Below are 21,865 nucleotides of genomic sequence, written 5' to 3'. Positions count from 1 at the left end.
GGATCATCACCAGCTCTGCGAGGACCGGATCACCCAGGCCCTTCCTGGTAGCCGCACCGAACGCGACCATCGCGTCCCGAACCTTGGGGTCCAACTGCGTCATCCGCGCGGTCGCCTGAAGTCCCCCGCCTTGTAGTGCCCGGGCCACCTTGCGCGTGCTGACCCCGAACCGGTTCCACGCGTTGATCGTCGCGATCGTCGCGATCAACTGGCTCAGCTCCCGCTCGCCGTACACACCCGCGCGCCCGCTCGTACACGTCGTCCGGCACGAACCCGTCCGTGAGCACGGTGACCGCCTCGGTCAGTGCGAGCGCCGCCACCCCCCGCCCGTGTAGCGCTGGGACTCCCACGCGCTGAGCTGGATGATCCGCTCCGCACTTCTCCGCCGCCAACGCGTCCTTGGAGTGGATGTCCAGGCAGAACGCACAGTGGTTGAGCTGCGAGGCCCGGATGAGCACCAGCTGGTACGTCACCGATCCAGCCCTGACGAGCCGCCGCGTCGAGCCGGACCATCGCCCTTGTAGACCTCGGGCGCATGCCGCGCCCAGTCGAGCTAGGCGTGCTCGTGCACGAACCCGGTGCCGGCGGCATCGCGTCGAGCGCGGCGGAGCGGCCGTGGCAGTGGCGGCAGCGGGTGCGGCCGTGCTGCTGGGGGCGGCGGCAGTGGGGCGTCGCAGTGGTGGGCGTCGCAGTGGTGGGCGTCGCGCTCGGCGGCCGCGCCGGTCGTCGCGCTGCCCGTCTTCTCGTTCGCTGTGGTCATGCTCGACCCTACGAACGCATTAGCCCAGGGGGTATGGTCCATTTCCATGGTGGATTCCTGGGCCACTTCGCCCCTCCGGTCAGGCACTCGGTACGATCTCCACATCGAGCCCACCGGCTCCGGCCTGCGCAAAGGCCTGACCGACGCTCCCTGCGCGAGCCGTCCGCGGCGGACGCCTGGCCCGGGCACCCGGCTCCCCGCCTCGCGCACCCTCGCCGTGGACCTGGGCATCGCCCTGCAACACCGTCGCCATGCCTACGCCGACCTGTCGCCGAGGGCTGGCTCACCGCCCGCCAGGGCTCCGGCACCCGGGTGGCCGAACGCCCCGTGGAGGCAGCCCACGCCCCCGCCCCCTGGCCGCCGCACCTCGGGTGGCCTGCGCACGACCTGCACCCCGGCAGACCCTGACCTCGCCTCCTTTCCCCGCGCCGACTGGCTCAAGGCCGCCTCGCCGCGCCCTGACCTCCGCCCCGAACGAAGCCTCTCGGCTACGGCGACCCCCGCGGCCGCCCCGAACTGCGCACCTCCTCGCCGGCTACCTCGCCCGTGCCCCGCGGCGTCCACACCGACCCCGACCGCACGTCATCTGCGCCGGATTCCACCACGGCCTGATGCTGCTCGGCGATGTGCTGTGCCGTCGCGGCGTGCGGAACGTGGCAGTGGGTCGTGACGGCCTCGACGCTTCCTGGGACGTCCTCACCCGCACAGGCCTGCGCACCCGCCCTCTTCCCTTCGACGAACTGGGCACGGACCCCGGGGCACTGGACGACTGGGGACCGGCACGAGGGGCTCGGTGGGGCAGCCGGGTGGGGCGACGCGCGGGTGGCGGGCGGGCGGCGGGCGTGGGAGCAGCGCTGCTGACGCCCGCCCACCAGTTCCCGATGGGCGTGCCCCTGCACCCCGACCGGCGCGCTGCCGCCGTCGACTGGGCGCCGCACGGGCGGCCTGATCCTGGAGGACGACTACGACGGCGAGTTCTGCTACGACCGCCAACCCGTCGGCGCACTGCAGGGCCTCGACCCCGACCGGTCGTCTACCTCGGTACCGCGAGCAGTCCCTCGCCCCCGGCCTACGCCTCGGGTGGATGGTCCTGCCCGCCGCCCTGACCCAGAAGTGGTCGAGGCCAGGGGCAGCATCGACTGTCGTGCGGAGTCTCGACCAGCTCACCCTCGCCGAGTTCCTGAACTCCGGCGCCTACGACCGCCATCTCGCGCGGCGCCCGCCTGCGCTACCGACGTCGCCGCGACCAACTCGTCGCAGCCCTGGCCGAACACGCCCCGGCCGTCCACGCCACCGGCATCGCCGCCGGTCTCCACGCCGTCCTCCAACTCCCCCGGCACCGAACAGTCCGTGGTCCGAGCCGCCGCCTGGCAAGGACTGGGCGTGGCCGGCCTGTCCAGCTTCCGCCACGAGGACACCGCCGCCTCCCGACGCCCGGGCCGACGCTGCGGTGGGTTACGGCACCCACCCGACCACGCCTGGTCCGGTGCACTGGACGCCTTGTGCCGAGTACTGCCCTAGGGCTTGAGGTCTGCCGGTTTGGGCTCGAGACCGTGCCCCGGCCTGAGCTGGACTCGCCCCTTGGCGTTGGCCCCTTGGTGTTCGCCCTGGTGGTGGCCCTTGGTGTTGGCCGTCGGCTTGACCCTTGGCGTTGGCCCTTGGTGTTCGCCCTGGTGGTGGCCCTTGGTGTTGGCCGTCGAGCTTGACCCTTGGCGCTGACTGCCCCTGAGCAGCCACCCGGACGATCTCCTAAGCAGCCACTGAACGATCTCTCCTAAGCAGCCACCCGAACGCCCCCTTACTGACCACCCCAACCGACTCCACGCCATCCGCCACCGGCGCCTCCCCGAACCTCGCCAACGCCAGGGCCCCCGCCACAGCCACCACAAACCCCAGCACCGCCAGCCACTCGAACCCCGGTCGCGTCCGGTCCCCGAGCCACACCCACCCCCGACCAGGGCCGGCCCACGGTCTCCCCGACGACCATCCCTGCCGTCGCCACCGTCACCGATCCACGCTGCAACGCCGACGTCAGCAGCAAGAACGCCGCACCGCCGCACCAACAGCGCATAGGTGCCGGATCTCGTCAGCAGCTTTCCCGGTGACACGTCGTCGATGAGCCGCACACTCACCTCGACCACCCGAATCCCAACCCGGCCGACCGGCGCTACGGGCTCGCCCCGCCCGGGCAGCCGCCCCGCCACGCCGCCGACAGCACCCCGGCCGCGACCCCGAGCATCGCGAACCGCAGCGCGTCCGAGCCGGTCCCGTCCCCCCAGCGCCCGGACGCCGCCCCAACATCGCCAGTCCCGCACACACGGTTCTCACCGCGCCCCACTCCGCGCCGGTCAACCGGACCCGCAGCAACCGCGCCCGCGACTCACCGCCGTGACCGCCAGACTCGCCGCGAGCGCCGCCCCCACGGCGTAGATGGGAATCGACCGCAACGCGACGACCTGCAGCACGAATCCGGAGCCCGTCGAGCCCGAGCCCCACGACATAGCGCCACCGCCGCAGTGCCCTCATCAGCAGAGCCGGGTCCACCCTCGAACCTGTTCCCTGGCTCCGCCGCCCGCGCGGCCATCGCCTGGAGAACGGACGCCGTACCGAAGCAGATCGCCGAGCCGAGCGCACAAATCATTCCAAGAGGCACAAAGCGACTGTAGAGGAAGGGAGTCGGAGGCCGCCCGCGGAGCGGTATGCGTTGCGAGCTGCCCACTTCTTCTACGCCGACCGCCGACGAACACTGACGGCGCCGTGGCAGAGGACGACAGGCCACGGCCGAGCAGGGAGCCGCCGGCCACACACCCGGCGGTGCCTGCGGTAAACGGGGGAGTTGGAACTGATGGCGGAGAAGAGGCGACGCGTTGCGGTCCAGCACGGTCGTGCTCGGCGGCATGGGCGTGCTGGCCACAGCCCTGACGTCCTGTGGATCCGATCCGGACCAGCGCTGTGTGGACCGCGACAGCTACGACGTGGTCAACGGCTGCAAGATCGTCAGCGACCAGTACTGCAAGAACGGTTCCGGTCGAGCACGGTCGGCAAGGGCCGCAAGTCCGGCACCGGAACCGGCGGCAGCGCCGGCAGCACTGAAAGAGCGGCCGGGTCGACGGCGACTGGTACCACGACGCCGACGTCAGCGGCCCGATACGCCGGACTACGGGACCTTCAGCCGCAGTGAGGCCGTGGACCGCGACGGCTTTCGATGCTCGGCCTGGGGCGGCTGAACCAGCGATGCGCCGCCACACCATTCAGCCCCGCGACGGCTGGCGGCAGACCGTCGAGAGCCAAGGGCTCATCTACCCCCTCACCCGCTACCCGGACGACTCCTGCGCCCGTACTGGGACGAGCGCCTACTACGAGTTCACTCTCCCGAGGTCGAGGCCCTGGAGGAGGTCGTCGAGGAACTGCACGAGATGTGCCTGGCCGCGGCCGAGCACCTTCGTCACCCACGATCGCCTCACCGACCTCGGCATCACCGATCCACGGCTCGCGTCACTGATCCGGTGAGTCCTGGCACCGGCGTGCCGAACTTCCCTCCGTGTACGGCCGGTTCGATCTCCACTCGACGGCCGCACGGGAGCGGCGAAGCTCCTGGAGTACAACGCCGACACCCCCACCTCCCTGGTCGAGGCAGCCAGCCCGCAGTGGTTCTGGATGGAGGAGCGCTTCCCGGTGCCGATCAGTGAACTCCTTCACGAACGGCTGATCGACGCCTGAAGAAGCGGGCGGCGCTCCTGCCGCCGGGCAGCCCTCTACTTCTCGCCCACCGGCCGGCGATGAACTCGGCGAGGACCTGATGACCGTCGCCTATCTGCGGGAGACCGCGGAGCAGGCCGGGCTGGAGACGGACTCCATCTCCATGGAGGACATCGGCTGGGACCGGCTCTCGGGCCGTTTCGTCGACAAGAAGCTCCGCTTCATCCGCAGCTGCTTCAAGCTCTACCCTGGGAATGGCTCACCACCGACCGCTTTCGCCCCGCACGTGCTGGGCACCTCGACAACGGCGGCGGCACCGGCACCACTCTCTGATCGAGCCCGCCTGGAAGATGCTGCTGTCCAACAAGGCGCTGCTCGCGGTGCTGTGGGGAACTCTTCCCCGGCCATCCGAACCTCCTTCCCGCCTACCTGACGGCCCGTGAACTCGCCGGCACCACGGGGTACGTCGCCCAAAGCCTCTGCTGGGCGCGCGCGCCGGCGTCACCATTCACGAAGCGGCCGCAACACCGACCGACCTCCCGGCTCGTGAAGAAGCCTGCTGCTACTAGGAGTTGAGGCCCTGCCCGACTTCGACGGCAGCCGCCGAGTCGCTCCGGCGCGTGGGTCGTCGAGAACGAAGCGGCCGGCCTCGGCATCCACGTGAGCCCGCGGATCGATGCGGACGAGTACGTCCGCTTCCTGCCCCACGTCATCCTTTCTTTCAGCGCCCGGCCGGGCCCGGACCGATCGATTCCGGGCCCGGCCGCGGCGCCCACGGTGCCGCGGGACGTCATCACTCTTCAGGTGTCAAGGAACTCTCGGTGTCTCCGGGCGCTGCCGTTCATGCGCCGAGTACCGCGCGGAGCTGGTCCGAGCCCCAGTCCAGATCCTCCTTACTGATCACCAGGGGTGCGATCCCGGATCGTGGAGCCATGGGTGTCACTTCACGAGCACACCCCGGTCCATCAACTTCTTCCGAGATCTCCCGCCCGTCCCGTACGCCGGATCGATGTCGACGCCCGGCCCACAGGCCGCGCCCCCGTACCTCCGTGTGACCCTGCCGGTGCCGGTCAACAGCCCCAGTTCCGCGTGCAGATGCTCGCCCAGCTCCGTCGCCCGCTGCTGGAACTCACCCGTGCGCAGCATCGCGATCACCTCCAGGGCCACCGCGCACGCCAGCGGATTGCGCCGCCGAACGTCGACCCGTGCTCGCCTGGCCGGAACACGCCCAGCACTGCCTTGCTCGACACCACCGCCGACACCGGAACGACACCACCACCGAGCGCCTTTGCCCAGCACGTACATGTCGGGCACGACACCCTCGTGCTCGCAGGCGAACGTCGCGCCGTCCGTCCGAGACCCGACTGGATCTCGTCCGCGATGAACAGCACCTCACGCTCGCGCGTCAGCTCACGGACGGCCCCCAGATACCCGGCCGGTGGAACGAGGACCCCCGCCTCTCCCTGGATCGGTTCCAGGAGCACTGCCACGGTGTCCTCGGTGACCGCCTCCCGAAGCGCCGCCAGGTCCCCGTACGGGACGATGTCGAACACGGTGTGTACGGCCCGGGGGTCCGCCCGCGCCTCCGGGTCCGTGGAGAAAGGGAACGATCGTCGTCCGGTGCGGCCGTGGGAGTTGTCCGCGGCGACCACGATCCGGGCCCTGCCGTCCGGCGCCTTGACCCGGTACCCCCACTTCCGGGCGGTCTTCACGGCGGTCTCCACCGCTTCCCGCCCCCGTGTTCATCGGCAGCACCATCTCCATGCCGCACAGCTCGGCGAGCTCCGTACAGAACTCGGCGAACCGGTCGTGATGGAACGCCCTCGACGTCAGGGTGACCCGCTCCAGCTGGGCCTTGGCCGCTTCGATCAGCCGCCGGTTCCCGTGGCCGAAGTTCAGCGCGGAGTATCCGGCGAGCATGTCGAAGATAGCGGCGCCCCTCGACGTCCGTCATCCATGCGCCGTCCCGCCGTGGCGACGACGATGGGTAGCGGATGGTAGTTGTGCGCACTGTGCTCGTCGGAGGAGCGGATCCAGGCTCTCCGTAGCGGTGCGGTCCCCCGGTTGCGGGAAGAAGAGAGTCACAGAAGTCACGGGATCTCCGTTCTTACGGCTCTGTGAGCCTTGCGGCTCTTACGGCGCAGAGAGACGGGTTTGTGGCCCTTTCTATCTACGTCGCTCGCACATCCTGGACGTGGAAACCTCGCGCACCAAAGGCGCGCCCGGTACTAGTGATCCCAGGGCCGTGATGACTGGCGCGCTTGGATGGGACCGACCATCGCTGCTCGTGAACTGTGTGCCGTGCGCCTGGGCCGAACCGTGCACGGCGCCCCTTGTGTCCGACATCGCTCAGTTGACGAGAACGTCCCGGAGGTCCCGTCATGACAGAGCCCACCCCACTTCTTCCTCGCTTTGTCCACCGAGTCCGGTGGCCTTCCGCAGCGCCCTCGACGTCATTCGGGGCGTGGAGCGGGTCGCGGACGCCATCGGCCAGGAGATCGCCGACCCGGCGCGAAATGCTCAAGCTGATCGCTTCCGAGAACTACGCCTCTCCGGCCACCCTGCTGACGATGGGCGAACTGGTTCCGGCGACAAGTACGCCGAGGGCACCGATCGGCCCGCCGCTTCGCCGGCTGCCGCAACGTCGACACCGTCGAGGCGCTGGCCGCCGAGCACGCCCGCCGAGCTCTTCGGTGCCCAGCACGCTACGTCCAGCCGCACTCGGGATCGACGCCAACCTCGTCGCCTTCTGGGCCGTCTCGCCGACCGTGTCGAGGCACCCGCCCTGGAACGGGCGGTGTCCGCAGCGTCAACGACCTGTCGGACGCCGACTGGGCAGAGCTGCGTCGAGGCCTTCGGCAACCAGCGCATGCTCCGGCATGTCCCTGGACGCCGGCAGCCACCTCACCCGGCGCCGGCCCAACATCTCCGGCAGATGTTCGACCAGCGCAGCTATGGCACCGACCCGGCCACCCGAACACTCGACGCTACGAGGCCCTGCGCGCCACGGCCCGCGAGTTCAAGCCGCTGATCATCGTCGCCGGATGCTCGCCTACCCCCGATCACCGTGAACTACGCATCATGCGGGAGATCGCCCGGCCGAGTCGGCGCGACGCTGATGGTCGACATGGCGCACTTCGCAGGTCTACCGTCGCCGGCAAGGTCCCTCACCGGTGACTTCGACCCGGTGCCGCACGCGCGAAGATCGTCACCACGGCCACGCAAGTCGCTGCGCGGCCCGCGTGGCGGCATGGTCCCTGATGCGACGACTCGCTCGCCGCCCAGGTCGACCGCTGCCCGATGGTGCTGGGCGGCCCCGCTGCCGCACGTCATGGCGGCCAAGGCCGTCGCCCTCCGCGGAGGCCCCGCCGTCCCGACTTCCGCGAAGTACGCCCAGGCCGTCGTCGACAACGCCCGCTGCGCTTGCCGAAGAGCCCTGATCCGACGCGGTGCCACGCTGGTCACCGGCGGTCGCGGACCAGCCACCTCCAATCAGATCGATGTCGCCACCTCCTACGGATCCTGACCGGCCGCCGGGCCGAGTCCGCGCTTCTTGATTCCGGCATCGTCACGCAACCGCAATGTCCGTTCCGGCCGACCCGAACGGCGCCTGGTACACCTCCGGCATTCGCATCGGCGCCGCCCTGACCACGCGTGGCCTGGGCACGGCCGAGATGGACGAGATCGCGGCCCTGATCCGATCCGAGGTCCCCTCACTGCCGCCGAGCCCGGCACCACTGTGCGCCCCGTCAAGGCCCAGCACGTGCTGGGCCCCAAGATCTCCGACGAGGTCTCGCGGCGCCTGCCTGACCTGCTGACCGGCTTCCCCCTCTACCCGGGCGTCGACCTCAGCTGAACCAGTCCGCTTTGCCTCCTGCCAGGTCACTCCCGGCGGGAGGCGGCGGTGCCACTGCGGCGTCTGCGGGCGGCGGACCCGCTCACACCGGGCTGTCGCTGTGTCCCGTGGTTTCACTGGCGCGGTCCGGTGTCCTTGTGCTGTCGTATCGAGGCCACGGTCTGCGGAGAGACGAGATCACCAGGGGCCGCTAGCGCAGCTTAGGACCATGGCTGCGGCGCAGTCGGAGCGCCGCCCACCGCACCAGTCCCGTGTCCCCACTCTGTGTCGTGGCTGCCGAGGGAAGCAGCGGGAGAGGCCGTCTCCTGGTCCGGAGTTCTGGTCCGGGTCCGCGGGGAATATGGGCGCCGCGCACTCCGTCGGACTTCTTACCCATGACCCCGAGCTTGCGCAGCGAGGCCCTGCGGCCGGCTGCTCCCGCCTTGTGCCAAGTGGCCGGTCGACGACTCGGCGCATGTCGGTGGACGATGTGTATCCGGAACTTCCTTGCTGCCCGGGGTGTCCGGGTAGACACGGTCCAATCGCCATGGCTGCACGTCGTGGATCATCCATGTCACGTTCAGCTGGCGCGCTCCGACGGCGAGTCCGGGCGGCGGCTCTTCCCTTCTGATCCGGCCGGCCGAGGCGGGCTGGTCAGCCGGCCGTACTCCTTGTCGCTGACAGTGAGAGGCCGCGCTCTCCCGCGAAACTCTCCCGGCGATACGACCAGGACGCTCGTCGGCCCGCCGATAGCCGACGCCTGTGAGCGCGCAACAAGATCGCATGGCGAGTGCGGCCGCGGGCGCCAGTGACCAGCGCGGACGGTCTCCTAGCCGTGTGCATCAGAGACTTCGGCCGATCCGCCGGCGCGGCTCGCGCCGGTTCACTTCTGGTACACCGCTCCGGGCCGCCCAGGTTCCCGATTCGCCCCGACCACTTTTTAGAAGCCACGGGGATTTCGCCGGTGCCGAGACGGTCAGGGCAGGTTCCGCGGACAGAGCCGGAGAAACAGTCCCGGGGCCGGGTGGCGACAGAAATGAAGCAGGGACTGCCTGGTGCTCGACAGTGCTCGACACGCGCCCGGACTTCGCGATCTTCAAAGCTTCCGACCGGGACGTGACGCCTTCCAGACGCAGCGTGGAGGCTGCCTCGCCGCGCGACGTCCACAGCAACGTCGGACCGGCGACGCGCTCCGACCTGTCCCTGCCGCCGCCCCCGTCCAGCATCAGAAGCTCGGCCGATGCTCGCGGGCGAACCACAGCCCCGTCTCCTGGCCCACACGGGAGACCCAATCGAGGCTGCACCGGAACCGTCTTGGCGAAGAAGCCGATGTCGAAAGCCGCGCGGGAAACTCGTCGAGCCGTGTCGTCCGCACGTCCCCGCCAGCGCAGAGTGAGCAGAGTGCGGTCGCCCGGCTCCCGGGTGACCGTGATCCCATCGGCGGCCCCAGCCGGTGCGGACCAGCGGTTCGAAACCGGCCCGGCGCACGGCCTGCTCCCGGGACAGGGCACGCCGAAACAGCCAGGAACGTGAGCGCCGGACGAAGGCGTGGCCGACGGGTCGTAGCGCACCTCGGCCCGCCGAGACCCGAACCAATCCGCGACGGCCGCACCGCCGCACGGAGGCGTGAACACGGCGATCGCCGCCACTCCCACAGAGCGTGGCCGTGAGCATCCGCCACCGTCTGCGGGCCCACCGTCAGAAGCCGACGCGTATGAGCGCGCGCGCGAGGCGCGGCTCGACGGCGAGGCGTGGCGACGCGCTTTCGGAGATGATCTGCGCCAGGACGCGCTCCCGCCATGGTCTCGCCCCGCGCCGTCCGGACCTTCCATCCAGCATGCGGCCCAGGGCACGCAGCTCCTCGGGCAGTCCCTGCCGTCATCGCGTCAACTCGCCCATGCTCGTCACCTCCCTCCCGAAGCCGCGACGTCATCGTCGGGGGCTGCTCGTGCGCTGTCGGCAGCAACTGCCGAGCTTGCGCGGCGCGCGGTTGAGCCAGGTTTGACCGTGCCCCGAGGCCAGCCCAGCGCCTGCGCGGTCTCCTCCTCCATCTCCAGCGAATGGCGGTAGGTGACGACGAGCGGTGATTCCTCGCTCAGCAGCTCCAGCGCGGCGAGCTCGGTCGGCGCTCTCCTCTGAGTGCACGACCGCGAGGTCGGCCGACTCCGGTAGTCAGCGGCTCGGCCTCGGCCAAGGCGGCCTCCCGGTCGGCGACGGAACTGCCGACCCGCCGATCTCACTGTGTTCCTCGTCTCATTGGCGACGATGTGAGCCACGGCGAACGCCGAGCCGTCCTTGAACCGCCCAAACTGCGATACGCCTTGAAGAAGGACTGCTGCACGACATCTTCCGCGTCCGCCCCCGCGCCCAGCGCTCTGGCTGCCCGCAGGGCGATCCCGGTGAGCGCAGTTGGCACCGCGGCACGCCTCCGGCTCTCCGGCGCGCACGCGGGCGATCACCGCGCCTCCTCGACGACGTGGCTCCAGGACTTCTGTGTCCTCCCACTCTTTGATACCGGCCGACGAGGGATCGGTTCCCACCTGTCACGCCCGAGTTCCTCTGCAGACCGTCACGCCCAGGCCCGTGATATCGCCCATCGGTTCCGCACTTGTCGTGCGCAAGTGCCCTACACCTGTCCCCAAGCAGCGAGAGACACCTGAGAGAATGAGGACATGGCTCTCTGATCGTCCTCGCGTGCTCTCTCCCGGAATCCAGCCCACCGCAGGCTCGTTTCCACTCGGCAGCTACTCTTGGTGCGGTCCGCCAGTGGGTGGCACTGCAGGAATCCCATGACGCCTTCTACATGGTTGTGGACCTGCACGCGATCACCGTTCCGCAGGACCCCGCCGAGCTGCGCGCGAACACCCGGCTCGCAGCCGCTAGCTTCCCTGGCCGCGGGCTGGACCCGGACCGGTGCACCCTCGTGCAGAGCCACGTCCCCGAGCACGCTCAGCTCGCCTGGGTCGCGAAGACTGCCTCACACCGGCTTCCGGCGAGGCGAGCCCGCATGACGCAGTTCAAGGACAAGTCCGCCAAGCAGGGCGCCGACCGCGCCCACCGTCGGCCTCGTTTGCGTGCCCGATCCTGCAGGTCGCGGACATCCCCTGCTCTACCAGGCCAGACGCAGGTCCCCGGTCGGCGAGGACCAGCGCCAGCACATCGAGCTGACCCGCGACCTGGCGACGCGCTTCAACGGCCGCTTCGGGCGACACCTTCACGCTCCCGGCGCCGTACATCCTGAAGAGGACGGCGAAGATCTACGACCTTCAGGACCCGTCGATCAAGATGAGCAAGTCGGCGTCGACGCCGAAAGGGGCCTCATCAACCTGCTCGACAGGCAAGACAAACCGCCAAGAAGGTCAAGAGCGCGGTCACCGACACCGACACCGTGATCCGCCTTTACGACGCGGCGAGACAAAGCCCGGTGTCAGCAACCTGCTCACCATCTACTCCCACCCTCACCGGCACCGGTATCCCGGAACTGGACGCAGAAGTACGAGGGCAAGATGTACGGTGCGCTCAAGACGGACCTGGCCGAGGTCATGGTCGACTTCGTGACGCCGTTCGGACCACCGCAGGAGTACCTGGACGACGGAGACGCTCGACTCGATCCTGGCCAAGGGCGCAGAGAAGGCGCGGGCCGTCGCCGCCGAGACGCTGTCCCAGGCGTACGAGAAGGTCGGCTTCCTGCCCGCCAAGCACTGAGCCCGCACCAGTCGCACGTCCCGCCCGCATGCCCACTACACGACGACAGGGAGTACGACGTGGGGACCGTAACGATCGGCGTTTCGATCGCGGTCCCGAGCCTCACGGCAGCCTGCTCCAGGGCGGCGTGCGGGCTTCGGCGACGCCGCGGCGCGCGGCATTCCCCACGCATCACGCTGCTCCCGCCGACCGAGGTGGACGGCGGGAGTCTGCCGGCGATCCGAGGCACACCTGGCGGAGGTCGCCGCGTCCGGGCGCCTCTTCGCGATGCGTCTGTCCGGTACGGGAACCTTCCGCCCGCTGTCGCCCGTCGTGTTCGTGCAGGGTCGTCGAGGGTGCCGAGGAGCCTGCACATGGCTCCAGAAGCGAGTACGTGACGCTTCCGGGCCGGTCGCCCAGGAGCTGCAGTTCCCGTACCACCCCACGTCACGGTGGCGCACGGCATCGCGGAAGAGGCGATGGACCGTGCCTTCGAGAAACTCGCCGACTACGAAGCAGCGTGGCCGTGCACGGAGCTTCGCCCTGTACGAGCAGGGCGCGGACGGGGTCTGGCGGAGGCTGCGGGACTTCACCTTCGGTAAGCCCGCGCTCAGTCCCGACCGCTCGGCCCGAGGGCGCCGCCTGCCCGCCGGCTGATCAGGCCCGGCGAGCGGCACCGGCCACGACGGCACGCGACCGGCCCCCGTACGCCGTGGCGCGCAGCTTCTGGACGATGCAGACCGGAAGCCGACGGAACACCGGCCGCGGTACATGCCGCAGTGCCGACATCACCACCCGCAGCGTCCCGGCACCCACGCCGTCTCCGGCGGCGCCGCAGCCCGTCTCGATGGCCTGCGCGACCGCTCTCGGCGTCGTCGCCATCGGGGCCTCCGCCAGGCCCGCCGTCATCTTCGACCGCTGACAGGCCGGGCGCACCACCATGACGGTGCACGCCCGTGCCGTGCAGTGCGTCTCAGAGCCCTGGGCGAAGGCGTCGAGACCGGCCTTGCTCGATCCGTAGATGAAGTTGGCGCGGCGGGCGCGTTCGCCCTGCCACCGACAGAAGCACGACCAGCGAACCGTGCCCCCTGCGCAGCGCCGGGCGCGAGACCAGTCCCCGCCGAAGACGGCGCCCGTGGATTGGTCTGCGCGACGCGGGCGGCCCGGCATCGGCTCGCCCTCGTGCGGGCACTGGTGCGCCCGAGGAGTGCCGAAGGCGGCAGGACCATCTCGTGCTCGCCCTCGGCGAAGACCTTGCCGCAGGGTCTGCCTCGATGCGACTCCGGGTCAGCGCGTCGAACCGGACGGTGCGCGCGTCAGCGCCAGCTCGCGCAGCTGCGCCGCCCACGCACTGTCGGCGCCGGCGAGGGCGTCCACGCAAGCCGAGACGGTGCGGGTGCGCCGGGGCGACGGGCGGCGGGCCGTCGCGAGCGCGATCTCGGATGTGCCGCCGAGGATGAGCAGGGACTGCGGGGTGCCGAAAGGCGTCCTTCATGAGAACCAGACTCCAATGGGGGCGGGGCCGATGGGCGACGCGTCGGCGCCGGTGCCGGCCGCGCGTGCCGGGTCTGCGGAAATTCGAGGGCCGGATCGGGAACCCGGTCGGCGAGCGGTGTATCAGAAGTGACAGCAGCGCGCGAGTGGCCGGGCCTGGGGCGCGGGAAAAGCCAAGTGAGCGTGCGGGAAAGTTGATGGACGCTGAGCGGTCCGGTCGGCGTGGGAGCACGGAGTCAGTGCGAGGGCGCTCGCTCGCGTCTGCAGGTGCAGGGGACACGCGGTGCGCGCCGTCGTTCCAGACTCAGTCGGCGAGACAGGTCCAGGCAGAACACGCCGTGCGGATCCAGTCGCGCCACGAGCGGAAATGTCCAGTCGCGGATACATGGCGGACAGCAGGTCGGGCGAGCCAGGAGTCCTGGCAGAGAAGATACGCCCGTCCGCAGCGGCCACCTCCTCGTCGAGTTCGTCGAGGACACGCTGAGCCCCGGCAGGTTCGCTGGATGTCGAGGGCGAGCGTCCAGCCGGCAGCATGTGGAAAGGACAGCCAGCCTGGATCGCCGTCGCCGAAGCGCTTGAGCACGGCGAGGAAGGAGGGGCAGCCGCGCTCCGGAGATGCGCTGCACGATGCGGCGAAGAGCTGTCTCCTGTCCGTACCCGACGACGAACTGGTACTGCACGAATCCACTGCGCCCGTAGATGCGATTCCAGTGCGGGACTCCGTCGAGAGGGTGGAAGAACGTCGACAGCTTCTGGATCTCGCCGACCCGGGCCTTGGGCGCCTCGGTACCACAGCTCGTTGAACGGGCCGACGGTCGTGCGGCCCAGCAGCCCTTCGGGCAGGAACGAGGGGCGGCGGGCAGTTGGCCCGGGCGGAAGGCGAGCGGGGATCGGCGTGCTCGGATGGGCAGCGCTTCGAGGGGCGCGTGATCGCCGCGGGTCAGTACCGAGCGGCCCATCGCGGCTCCGCGGGCCAGCAGGTCGATCCAGGCGACCGAATAGCGGTAGCGGTGGTCGGTGGCGGTGAGGCGGGCCATCAAGTCGTCGAGGTCCGAGGCCCGTTCGGTGTCGACGGACATCAGTGAGGTCTCGACGCGCTGCAACTGGATGCTCGCCGTGAGGATGACCCCCGGTCAGGCCCATACCGCCGGCCGTGGCGTCGAAGAGTTCGGTGCCGCGTTCCACGACACGGACTTCTCCGTCCGCCGTGAGGAGTTCCAGGGCGAGGACGTGGCGGGCGAAGGGAGCCCGAGACGTGGTGGTTCTTGCCGTGGATGTCGGCGCCGATCGCGCCGCCGACTGTGACGTAGCGAGTTCCCGGGGTCACCGGGACGAACCAGCCGAGAGGGAGGAGGACTTCCATCAGCCGGTGCAGTGAGACACCCGCATCGCATCAGCACGGTGCCGCCGTCGGCGTCGATGGCGTGGATCCGGTTGAGGTCCGTCATGTCGAGGACCGCGCCGCCAGCGTTCTGAGCGGCGTCGCCATGAGCCCGGCCCAGGCCGCGTGCGATCCCGCCGCGTCGGCCGGGCGCGGCACACTCGGACGGCCGCGACGGTCCTCGTACGAGCGGGGACGCACGAGGTGCGCGGACGTGGGCGCGGTGCGGCCCCAGCCGGTGACCGGCACCGAGTCATAGCCAGGATGCGGCGCGGGGAGCGCTGCCGTGGCGCGGGCCTCGGCCGGCAGGTGGCGGACGAGGGTGTGGCCGCGGCTGCCGGGACGGGTAGCGCCGCAGGGGAGATGGCGGTGGCGTCGCGGGCGTGGTTGAGTTGGGCGCCGATACGGGGTGTGGGACCGGACTGAGGCGCGGCGACAGGCGCGGGGCACGGAAGCGGGGGTGGATACAGGGTCGGCAGCCATGTGCGCGACGGTATCGCCACAAGAAGGGAGGTTCGTCCTAAACCTAGCGATCCCCTCACCGAAATGGGTGATTGATGGGGTGTCACCCTAAATTGCCCAAGATGTAGGTGTTTTGGGGATTCAGAGTGAGCCACATGGACGACATGGACCGCCGATTGCTGTCGGCACTGCGCGACTGTGGCACCGACCGGCGCGTGGCGACAGCCGCACGTGCACTGTCCTGGGCCGGCGAGCACGGCGCCCTGTGGCTGGTCGCCGGCCTTGTGGGGCCGCGCGGCCGACCGCGAGCGGCGTGGTGCCTGGCTGCGTGGCACGGCCCTCACCGCGGGGGGCGCATCTGGCCAGCATGGGCGTCAAGCGTGTGGTGCGCAGACCAAGACCGGGGGCGGAGATCGGTGTCGAGCCGTTGGTGGAGGACTGCGGGGAAGCACTCGTTCCCGAAGTTCGCATGCGACCTCGGCGGCCGCGGCGGCAGTGGCCTACGGAGCGCTGCGGCCGGTGGGGGGCGCGGCTGGTGCCGCCGTTGGCCGCCGCGATGTGTTTGCGCGATGGTCGTCGGGTGCACTACCCCTCCGATGTCGCGGCAGGGGCGGCGTTGAGGCGCGCTCACCGCACGGCTGGGCGCGCGGTGGATGACCGGGGGTGCCGGGCGGTGACCGAGCGCATGGAGAGGGGCTGAGCAGCGTCGGAGTGGCGCAGAAGTCGCTGAAGCCGCAGGTGTCGCCGAAGTCGCTGGAAGGGTCGACAAGTTGAGCGCGGTCGGGGGCGCTTAGCGGTGGGCGGGGACGGAGCGCGGGACGTGGGAAGGTGAGGACGGGATGGCAGGCGGGAGCGGAGCGCGGTTGGTCGAGGGCGGCACGGGTCGGTGGGACGGCCACGGCGAGTTCTGGAGCGACCCCGAGATCCGGCGCAGGCAGTGAACGGACGACGTCGGTCGGCTGGCCGCAGGGCTGTTCAGGACGGCACGGCCGCGCCAGTGGGTGAAGAACGTCCTCGTGGTGGCGGCGCGGCGGCGGGCAACTGTTCGCACGGCACGCGCTGGTTCAACTGGCTCTTGTCTTCGTGCTGTTCACGGCGGCCGCTTCGGCGGTGTACCTGATCAACGACGCGCGGGACGCCGAGGCCGACCGGGCGCACCCGGTGAAGCGGAACAGGCCGGTGGCTGCCGGGCAGGTGCCCGTGGCCGGTCGCCTACATGGTCGGGGAGCCCTGGCCTTCCTGGCAGCCGGCTGCCGCGGCGGTGCTGTGCAATCCGGCGACGGCCGCGCTGTTGACGGCCTATGTCGGCGTGCAACTGGCGTACTGCATCAGCCTCAAGCACGTGCTCGTCGTCGACACATGGTCGTGGTGACCACCGGATTCCTGATGAGAGCCATGATCCGGCGGAGACTTGGCGCTGATTCCGTTGTCGCGCGCTGGTTCCTGATCACTGCGGGATTCGGGGCGCCGCTCATGGTGTCCGCCAAGCGGCACTCGCGCCGTGCAGATGGCAGAAAGCCAGCAGCCACGCGGGCGCTGCTCACCGAGTACATCGACGAGGGCCATCTGCGTTTCGTGATGGCAGCTCTGCGGCCGGGGTCGCCGTGCTCGCGTACTGCGGTGTGGGCGATGGAGGAGGGGGTGTGGCGCGGAGCAGCCTGTTGCCGTGGCGGCAGTTGTCGGTGGTGGCCTTCATCCACTCGCGGTGCCTTTGAGACAGCCGCGGTCTTCGCCGACCGGGGCACGGCGAGCCGGAGGGACGTGGCGCTGCGGGACCGGGCTCTGGGCGGTGATCGGCCTGGTGTGGCTTCTGGCAGGTGTACGGGCTCGCGGTCGCCGACTGGTGAGAGGGCGGCGAGCGCTGTTGTGCGGGGAAGCCGAGGCAGAAGAACGGTGAGGTCGGCGAGAGAGCGCCGAGGAGGTGGACAGGTGGGCGAGAGGTCGACGAGGTGGAGATGGCGGCCGGGACAGGTGGAGGCACAGGTGGATGCCCAGGTGGAGGCGCAGTTGAGGGGCAAACGCCGAGGCTCGGGCGATGGACCGGGCGGAGGCGGAGGCAGAGGTGAGAGAGCAGGGGTTGACGGCAGGCGGCGCAGGAGCCGAGGCCCGAGGCTGGGGTGGATGGTGAGGTGGTGGGAGAGAGCGTTGGGGCCGGGTGTGGGTGTGCGCGGTTGCGGGGGATGGGGCCTGAGTTGTTGGGGTTCGCGGCGGCGTCTGTGCCTATGCGGCGTGGACCTGGGCCTGCTCCTCGTGTGGCCGCGGGGGCCGGTGGGGATGGACCCGCTGTCGGCCAAGAGCGCTGTCGTTCGTGGCCGGTTGCTCGGTGGCGTATGCGGGGAACGCGCTCCGGGGACGTACCGCAGAAAGACTGCGTCTCCCGGCTCCGCCAATACGGGGTGTTCTTCGCGGTGAATGTGGCGGGGGCGCTGGTGCAGCTGCTGTGCATTGCGGTGTCGCACTACGGGCTCGGACTCACCTCACCCCGGCGGACACGATTTCGGGAGGCAGAGTGGGGATGGCACTGGCGACGGTGCTGCGGTTTCTGGGGTACTTCGAAACCCTGGTCTTCGGAGCGCGGCGGCCCGGCGAGGGCCCGGGCTGAGGTGCGTGGGACCGGAATGAGAGGGCCGTCGTGAGAGAAGGCGGTTCCGGGCGAAAGCGGCTCGGGCGAAAGCGGTTCGGGCGAGAGCGGTTCCGAGAGGCGGTTCGGGAGAAGGCAGGGGAGAGAGGGGTTGGCGAGACGGAGTCGGAGTGGGCAGGGCCGTGCTGAGCAGTCCAGGGAACGGGTCGTTTGACGGGCGGTCGTTCGACGGAGGGCGGACGGGGCCGGGCCGAAGGATGCGAGACCGGTCGAACCGGTCCAGTAGGGCAGGCTTGGATCATGGACTGGCTGAAGAAACTCCCGGTGGTCGGGCCGTTCGTCGCCCGGCTGATGCGAGACCCATCGCCTGGCGCGCTTGGCGAGCGCCTGGACGAGGGTGAAGTGGGCGCGGCTTGCGGCAGCGACGACGTTCATCAGCTACGGCGTTGTTCCCGCTGCTCACAGTGGCCGCGGCGGTCGCGGCCGGCACGCTCGGTGCCGACCAACAGCAGAAAGCTCGAGGACCAAGATCGGCGATCAGGTCCCGGGGATCGCCGACCAGTTGGACATCGGGGCGCTGGTCGACAACGCGGGGACGATCCGTCGTGGCCGGGCGTTTGCTGGCTGTTCGACGGACGGTGTCGGGTGGGTCGGTTCGATGCGGGACCGCCTGCGGACCGTGTGGGGTTGCCCGACAGGCGAGGAGAACCCGGTTCTGCGCAAGCCTCAAGGACGCCGGGGTGCTGGTGGGGCTCGGTGGGGCGGGGGCTCGCCTCGCTGGTGGCTTCTGGACGGTCGCGTCCACGGCGGTGGGCTGGACCGCGGATCAGGTGGGGATCGACAGGGAGGGCTGGGGCGGGTTGTTGTTGCAGGTCGCGGCGTTCGCCGTCGCGGTGCTCGCGGACTTCCTGCTGCTGTTGTACGTGCTGACGCTGCTGCCGGTGCAGCCGCCGCGGCGGGATCTGGTCACGGCGGCGTTGATCGGGGCGGCCGGGTTCGAGCTGCTGAAGATGCTGCTCGGTGGCTATATGAAGGGCGTTGCGGCGAAGAGCATGGCCGGGGCGTTCGGCACACCGGTCGCCTTGCTGCTGTGGATCAACTTCACGGCGAAGCTGGTGCTGTTCTGCTCGGCGTGGACTGCCTATCGACCGGGGGCGACGCGGAGCTGGAGGCGGAGGAGGGGGAGGCCGCGCCGACGGGGACGACGGGGTGGAGGGAGGCCCGGCGGACCCGGTCGGCGGTCCGAACCGCCCCGCACCGGCCGGGAGCTGAGGTCGAGCCACCAACCGCTCAGCATGTCGAGCCGGAGCCGGAGCCGGAGCCGGAGCCGGAGCCGGAGCCGAGCCCAGAGTTCCAAATCCGGCCACTTGCCCCCAGGAACCTGAAGTCCCAGAACCCCGGCGTCCCAGAAAGCCGCTCCTGGCCCGACCCGACTCGACCCCGCTCAGCTCTTTCCGGCTGGGCCGGCCACTTCTTGCGGACCACGAAGACCGCGCCGGCAGGACGACGAGGACGCCGCCGGTGATGGCGCGATGCCGATGCCGCTGGAGCTTTCGGTGGCGACGGCGGGCGTGGGCGGCCGGCTTGTCCGGGCCCGCGTCGCCCTGGGGCTAGCCGCGCCGGCGGGGCCGGAGCACGAGTCGGCCGAGGTGGCGCTCTTCGGCGGGACGAGGGTGCCGACCGGAGTCACCTTGCCGTCGGCCTGGTAGCCCCAGTCGAGGAGGCGGGCCGTTTCCTTGTAGACGACCTGGCTCTCCTTGGTGTCGGGGTTCATGACGGTGACCAGCAGGACGCGGTTGTTGCGCTCGGCGACGCCGGTGAAGGTGGCGCCGGCGTTGGTAGTGTTGCTGCCGTTCTTGACGCCGGCGATGCCCTTTGTAGGGGTCGAGGCCGGGTGCGCCGGTGAGGAGGCGGTTGGTGTTCTGGATCTCGAAGCGGCCGGTGGTCTTCCTCTTCTGCGACTCCGGGAACTTGGCGGTGGCCGTGGAGGCGTACTCGCGAAGTCCTTCTTCTGCAGGCCGGAGCGGGCGAAGAGAGCGAGGTCGTAGGCGGAGGAGTGCTGGCCCGCGTCGTAGCCGTCGGGGCTGACGACGTTCGTGTCGAAGGCCCGGAGTTCCTCGGCGTGGGCCTGCATGTCCCTTGACGGTCTGCGTGGACGCCGTGGTTCGCGGCGGACAGGACGTGCACGGCGTCGTTGCCCGGAGCGAGGAGGAAGACGCCGAGCCACAGGTCGTGGACCGTGTGGGGTGAAGCCACTCCGCTCACGCCGACCAGGCTGGAGCCCTCGCCGCCCATGCCGAGCGCAGCAGGTCGGAGGGGACGACCTTGTGCGTGGTCGTCTTCAGGGAACTTGGGCGGGACGGTGTCCGCGAAGAGCATCTTGAGGGTGCTCTGCGCAGCTCCAGTGCAAGCGTTGTGTGCGGCGAGGATGTCGCCCGACTCCGGCGTCCGAGACGATCCAGGACTTGGCGGTCAGGTCCTTGAGTGACGGGGGCGCCGGTCAGGGAGGTTGACCTGTGCCCGGCTTGGCGAGGCTGGTCGCCGCCGATCTCTCGACATGTTCGCCGGCGGTCGCCCTTCTTCGCGTCGTCGCCCTTGCTCGGGCTGCTGCTCGGCTTGTCCGCGGCGGACGCGGGCACGGCAGCGGTCAGGAGACAGAGCGGGAGGCGGTGAGCAGCACCGCGGAAGTCGTGAGCAGCGCCGACCTGAGCGGGCCGGGGACGCGTGGACCTCTTCATGTAATGACATGTACGACGCATGGGAGTCAGGCACGGTCGGAAACGTACATGTACCCGGCTCGTAAGTCTCCGTCGAGGTGTTCTGTGTCTCGCTGTCCCCACCCCGGCGGCGGCAGCGCGACGGCGGCTGGCGATACTGAAGGTATGAAGCTCCAGCCGCCCCGTCTCCCGGTTCCTTCTCGCCTTCGGGGTGTGGGAGCTGGATCATCTGGATCACTTTCGTCAAGAACCTGTGGAAGGACGGCAGCGGCCTCGCCTTCGACGACGCCGGGGATCCGACCGCCCACTTCTGGGTCCATCTGACGCTTGCCGTCGTCTCCCTTTGTCTTGGGGACGGTTGTCGGGGGCATCGGGTTCCGCGGAGTGCGCGACTGCGCCGTACGTCATAGCTCGTCCCCGACCCGAGGGCCGTAACGCGTCCCGTAGCTCGTCTCCACTGTTCGTCCGGCTCGTTCTTGGCTGACCGAGCGGAAGGGCGCACAGCGCCGTGGTCGTTGTCTCGTACTGGTCGCTCTCGTCGCGCCTCTGCGGCGTTCGCGGGCCGCTACTTACGCCTGAGCAGCGTCACGTGCGGGACACCACGGCGGGGCCGTGGCCGCGCCGGCTGTGCGGCGTGCTCTGCGGCGGCCCGTGCTGATCGCTCGCGGTGGATCGCGGAGCGGGCCTGCTCGTTCCTGCTGCAGCGGTGCCGGCGTGGCCCGGGTTCCTGTGGATGGCGTTCTGCTCTATCTGCGCTTGCGTTGCTGGTGGGGAGGTCGTGCGGCTGTTGCTGCGCCGCGTGCTCGACCGGAAGGCGCTCGCCGCCCCGGCGGGAGCAGCCGACCGCGGCCGCAGCCACCCGCACATCCCCGGCCACCCTCACGGATCCGGTCACCCTTTCCGCCCCGGCCACCCTCACGGATCCGGCCACCCCACCGTCTCAGCGACCCCCACCGCCCCGGCCACCCCACACCCCCCACCCGCCGTCTTCTCCTGGCCCGCACCGTGGTGTCGCGGCGACCCGTTGCCGCCGCGGGGGTCGTGAGGGAACGGGCGCGTACGTGTTGCGGAGGCCGGAGCGTGCAGCGGGTCACCGTTCCGCTGGCGACTTCCGCGTGCGGCCCACGGGTTCCAGGATCGCGCGTCAGCAGTACATCCCACATCGGTCCGGTGCTCGGCCGGGAGTTCGCCGAACGCGTCGTCGGCACGATCAACGCCACGCGCAGCCTCGATCTGATCGCGGTCGTCGGTG

At 70.2% G+C, this 21,865-nt stretch carries 3 protein-coding genes and 17 pseudogenes; 11 read left to right on the top strand and 9 right to left on the bottom strand.

What is annotated here, in order from left to right:
- Positions 1-99 precede the first annotated feature (99 nt).
- Positions 100-553: pseudogene (locus RBJ77_RS61565) on the bottom strand (carboxymuconolactone decarboxylase family protein); the annotation flags it as partial.
- Positions 554-760: a hypothetical protein gene (locus tag RBJ77_RS61560; protein ID WP_372352848.1), complete on the bottom strand. Its 207-nt coding sequence runs from the start codon at positions 758-760 to the stop codon at positions 554-556.
- A 46-nt stretch (positions 761-806) separates the two neighbouring features.
- Between RBJ77_RS61560 and RBJ77_RS61555 the strand changes: the two are divergent.
- Positions 807-2,281, top strand: a pseudogene (locus RBJ77_RS61555) (PLP-dependent aminotransferase family protein).
- Positions 2,282-2,509: 228 nt separating this feature from the next.
- Here RBJ77_RS61555 and RBJ77_RS61550 read toward each other — a convergent pair.
- Positions 2,510-3,401, bottom strand: a pseudogene (locus tag RBJ77_RS61550) (hypothetical protein).
- A 204-nt stretch (positions 3,402-3,605) separates the two neighbouring features.
- Here RBJ77_RS61550 and RBJ77_RS61545 point away from each other — a divergent pair.
- Together RBJ77_RS61545 and RBJ77_RS61540 are read left to right on the top strand one after the other, a co-directional pair.
- Positions 3,606-3,987 (top strand): annotated as a pseudogene (locus RBJ77_RS61545) (hypothetical protein).
- Positions 3,988-3,994: 7 nt separating this feature from the next.
- Positions 3,995-5,176 (top strand): annotated as a pseudogene (locus RBJ77_RS61540) (glutathionylspermidine synthase family protein); the annotation flags it as partial.
- 222 nt (positions 5,177-5,398) lie between these two features.
- On the opposite strand, the pseudogene RBJ77_RS61535 reads toward RBJ77_RS61540, so the two are convergent.
- Positions 5,399-6,171, bottom strand: a pseudogene (locus tag RBJ77_RS61535) (aminotransferase class III-fold pyridoxal phosphate-dependent enzyme).
- Positions 6,172-6,256: 85 nt separating this feature from the next.
- Positions 6,257-6,379, bottom strand: a pseudogene (gene rocD / locus RBJ77_RS61530) (ornithine--oxo-acid transaminase); the annotation flags it as partial.
- A 1,147-nt stretch (positions 6,380-7,526) separates the two neighbouring features.
- Between rocD and RBJ77_RS61525 the strand changes: the two are divergent.
- On the top strand, positions 7,527-7,985 hold the full coding sequence (locus tag RBJ77_RS61525) for a hypothetical protein (protein ID WP_372352847.1): 459 nt from the start codon (positions 7,527-7,529) through the stop codon (positions 7,983-7,985).
- A gap of 2,280 nt (positions 7,986-10,265) precedes the next feature.
- On the opposite strand, the pseudogene RBJ77_RS61520 reads toward RBJ77_RS61525, so the two are convergent.
- A pseudogene (locus RBJ77_RS61520) lies at positions 10,266-10,753 on the bottom strand (RNA polymerase sigma factor); the annotation flags it as partial.
- A gap of 205 nt (positions 10,754-10,958) precedes the next feature.
- On the opposite strand from RBJ77_RS61520, the pseudogene trpS reads away from it, so the two are divergent.
- Positions 10,959-11,999 (top strand): annotated as a pseudogene (gene trpS, locus RBJ77_RS61515) (tryptophan--tRNA ligase).
- Positions 12,000-12,058: 59 nt separating this feature from the next.
- Positions 12,059-12,635 (top strand): annotated as a pseudogene (locus RBJ77_RS61510) (2'-5' RNA ligase family protein).
- A gap of 81 nt (positions 12,636-12,716) precedes the next feature.
- Here the strand turns inward: RBJ77_RS61510 and RBJ77_RS61505 are convergent.
- A pseudogene (locus RBJ77_RS61505) lies at positions 12,717-13,473 on the bottom strand (SDR family NAD(P)-dependent oxidoreductase); the annotation flags it as partial.
- Positions 13,474-13,771: 298 nt separating this feature from the next.
- A pseudogene (locus RBJ77_RS61500) lies at positions 13,772-15,162 on the bottom strand (FAD-dependent oxidoreductase); the annotation flags it as partial.
- Positions 15,163-15,470: 308 nt separating this feature from the next.
- On the opposite strand from RBJ77_RS61500, the pseudogene RBJ77_RS61495 reads away from it, so the two are divergent.
- The 4 pseudogenes from RBJ77_RS61495 to RBJ77_RS61480 all read left to right on the top strand — a co-directional run.
- Positions 15,471-15,992: pseudogene (locus tag RBJ77_RS61495) on the top strand (phosphatase PAP2 family protein).
- 282 nt (positions 15,993-16,274) lie between these two features.
- A pseudogene (locus RBJ77_RS61490) lies at positions 16,275-17,162 on the top strand (decaprenyl-phosphate phosphoribosyltransferase).
- A 333-nt stretch (positions 17,163-17,495) separates the two neighbouring features.
- Positions 17,496-17,917, top strand: a pseudogene (locus RBJ77_RS61485) (GtrA family protein).
- A 279-nt stretch (positions 17,918-18,196) separates the two neighbouring features.
- A pseudogene (locus tag RBJ77_RS61480) lies at positions 18,197-19,038 on the top strand (YhjD/YihY/BrkB family envelope integrity protein); the annotation flags it as partial.
- Positions 19,039-19,340: 302 nt separating this feature from the next.
- On the opposite strand, the gene RBJ77_RS61475 reads toward RBJ77_RS61480, so the two are convergent.
- Positions 19,341-20,030, bottom strand: a complete 690-nt coding sequence (locus tag RBJ77_RS61475; protein WP_372352846.1) for a hypothetical protein — start codon at positions 20,028-20,030, stop codon at positions 19,341-19,343.
- A gap of 794 nt (positions 20,031-20,824) precedes the next feature.
- Between RBJ77_RS61475 and RBJ77_RS61470 the strand changes: the two are divergent.
- A pseudogene (locus RBJ77_RS61470) lies at positions 20,825-21,048 on the top strand (SCO4848 family membrane protein).
- The last annotated feature ends 817 nt before the right edge of the window (positions 21,049-21,865 follow it).

This window comes from Streptomyces sp. KL116D (assembly GCF_030766975.1).
Taxonomy (GTDB): Bacteria; Actinomycetota; Actinomycetes; order Streptomycetales; family Streptomycetaceae; genus Streptomyces; species Streptomyces longispororuber_A.
This window is presented reverse-complemented; position numbering and strand designations above follow the sequence as displayed.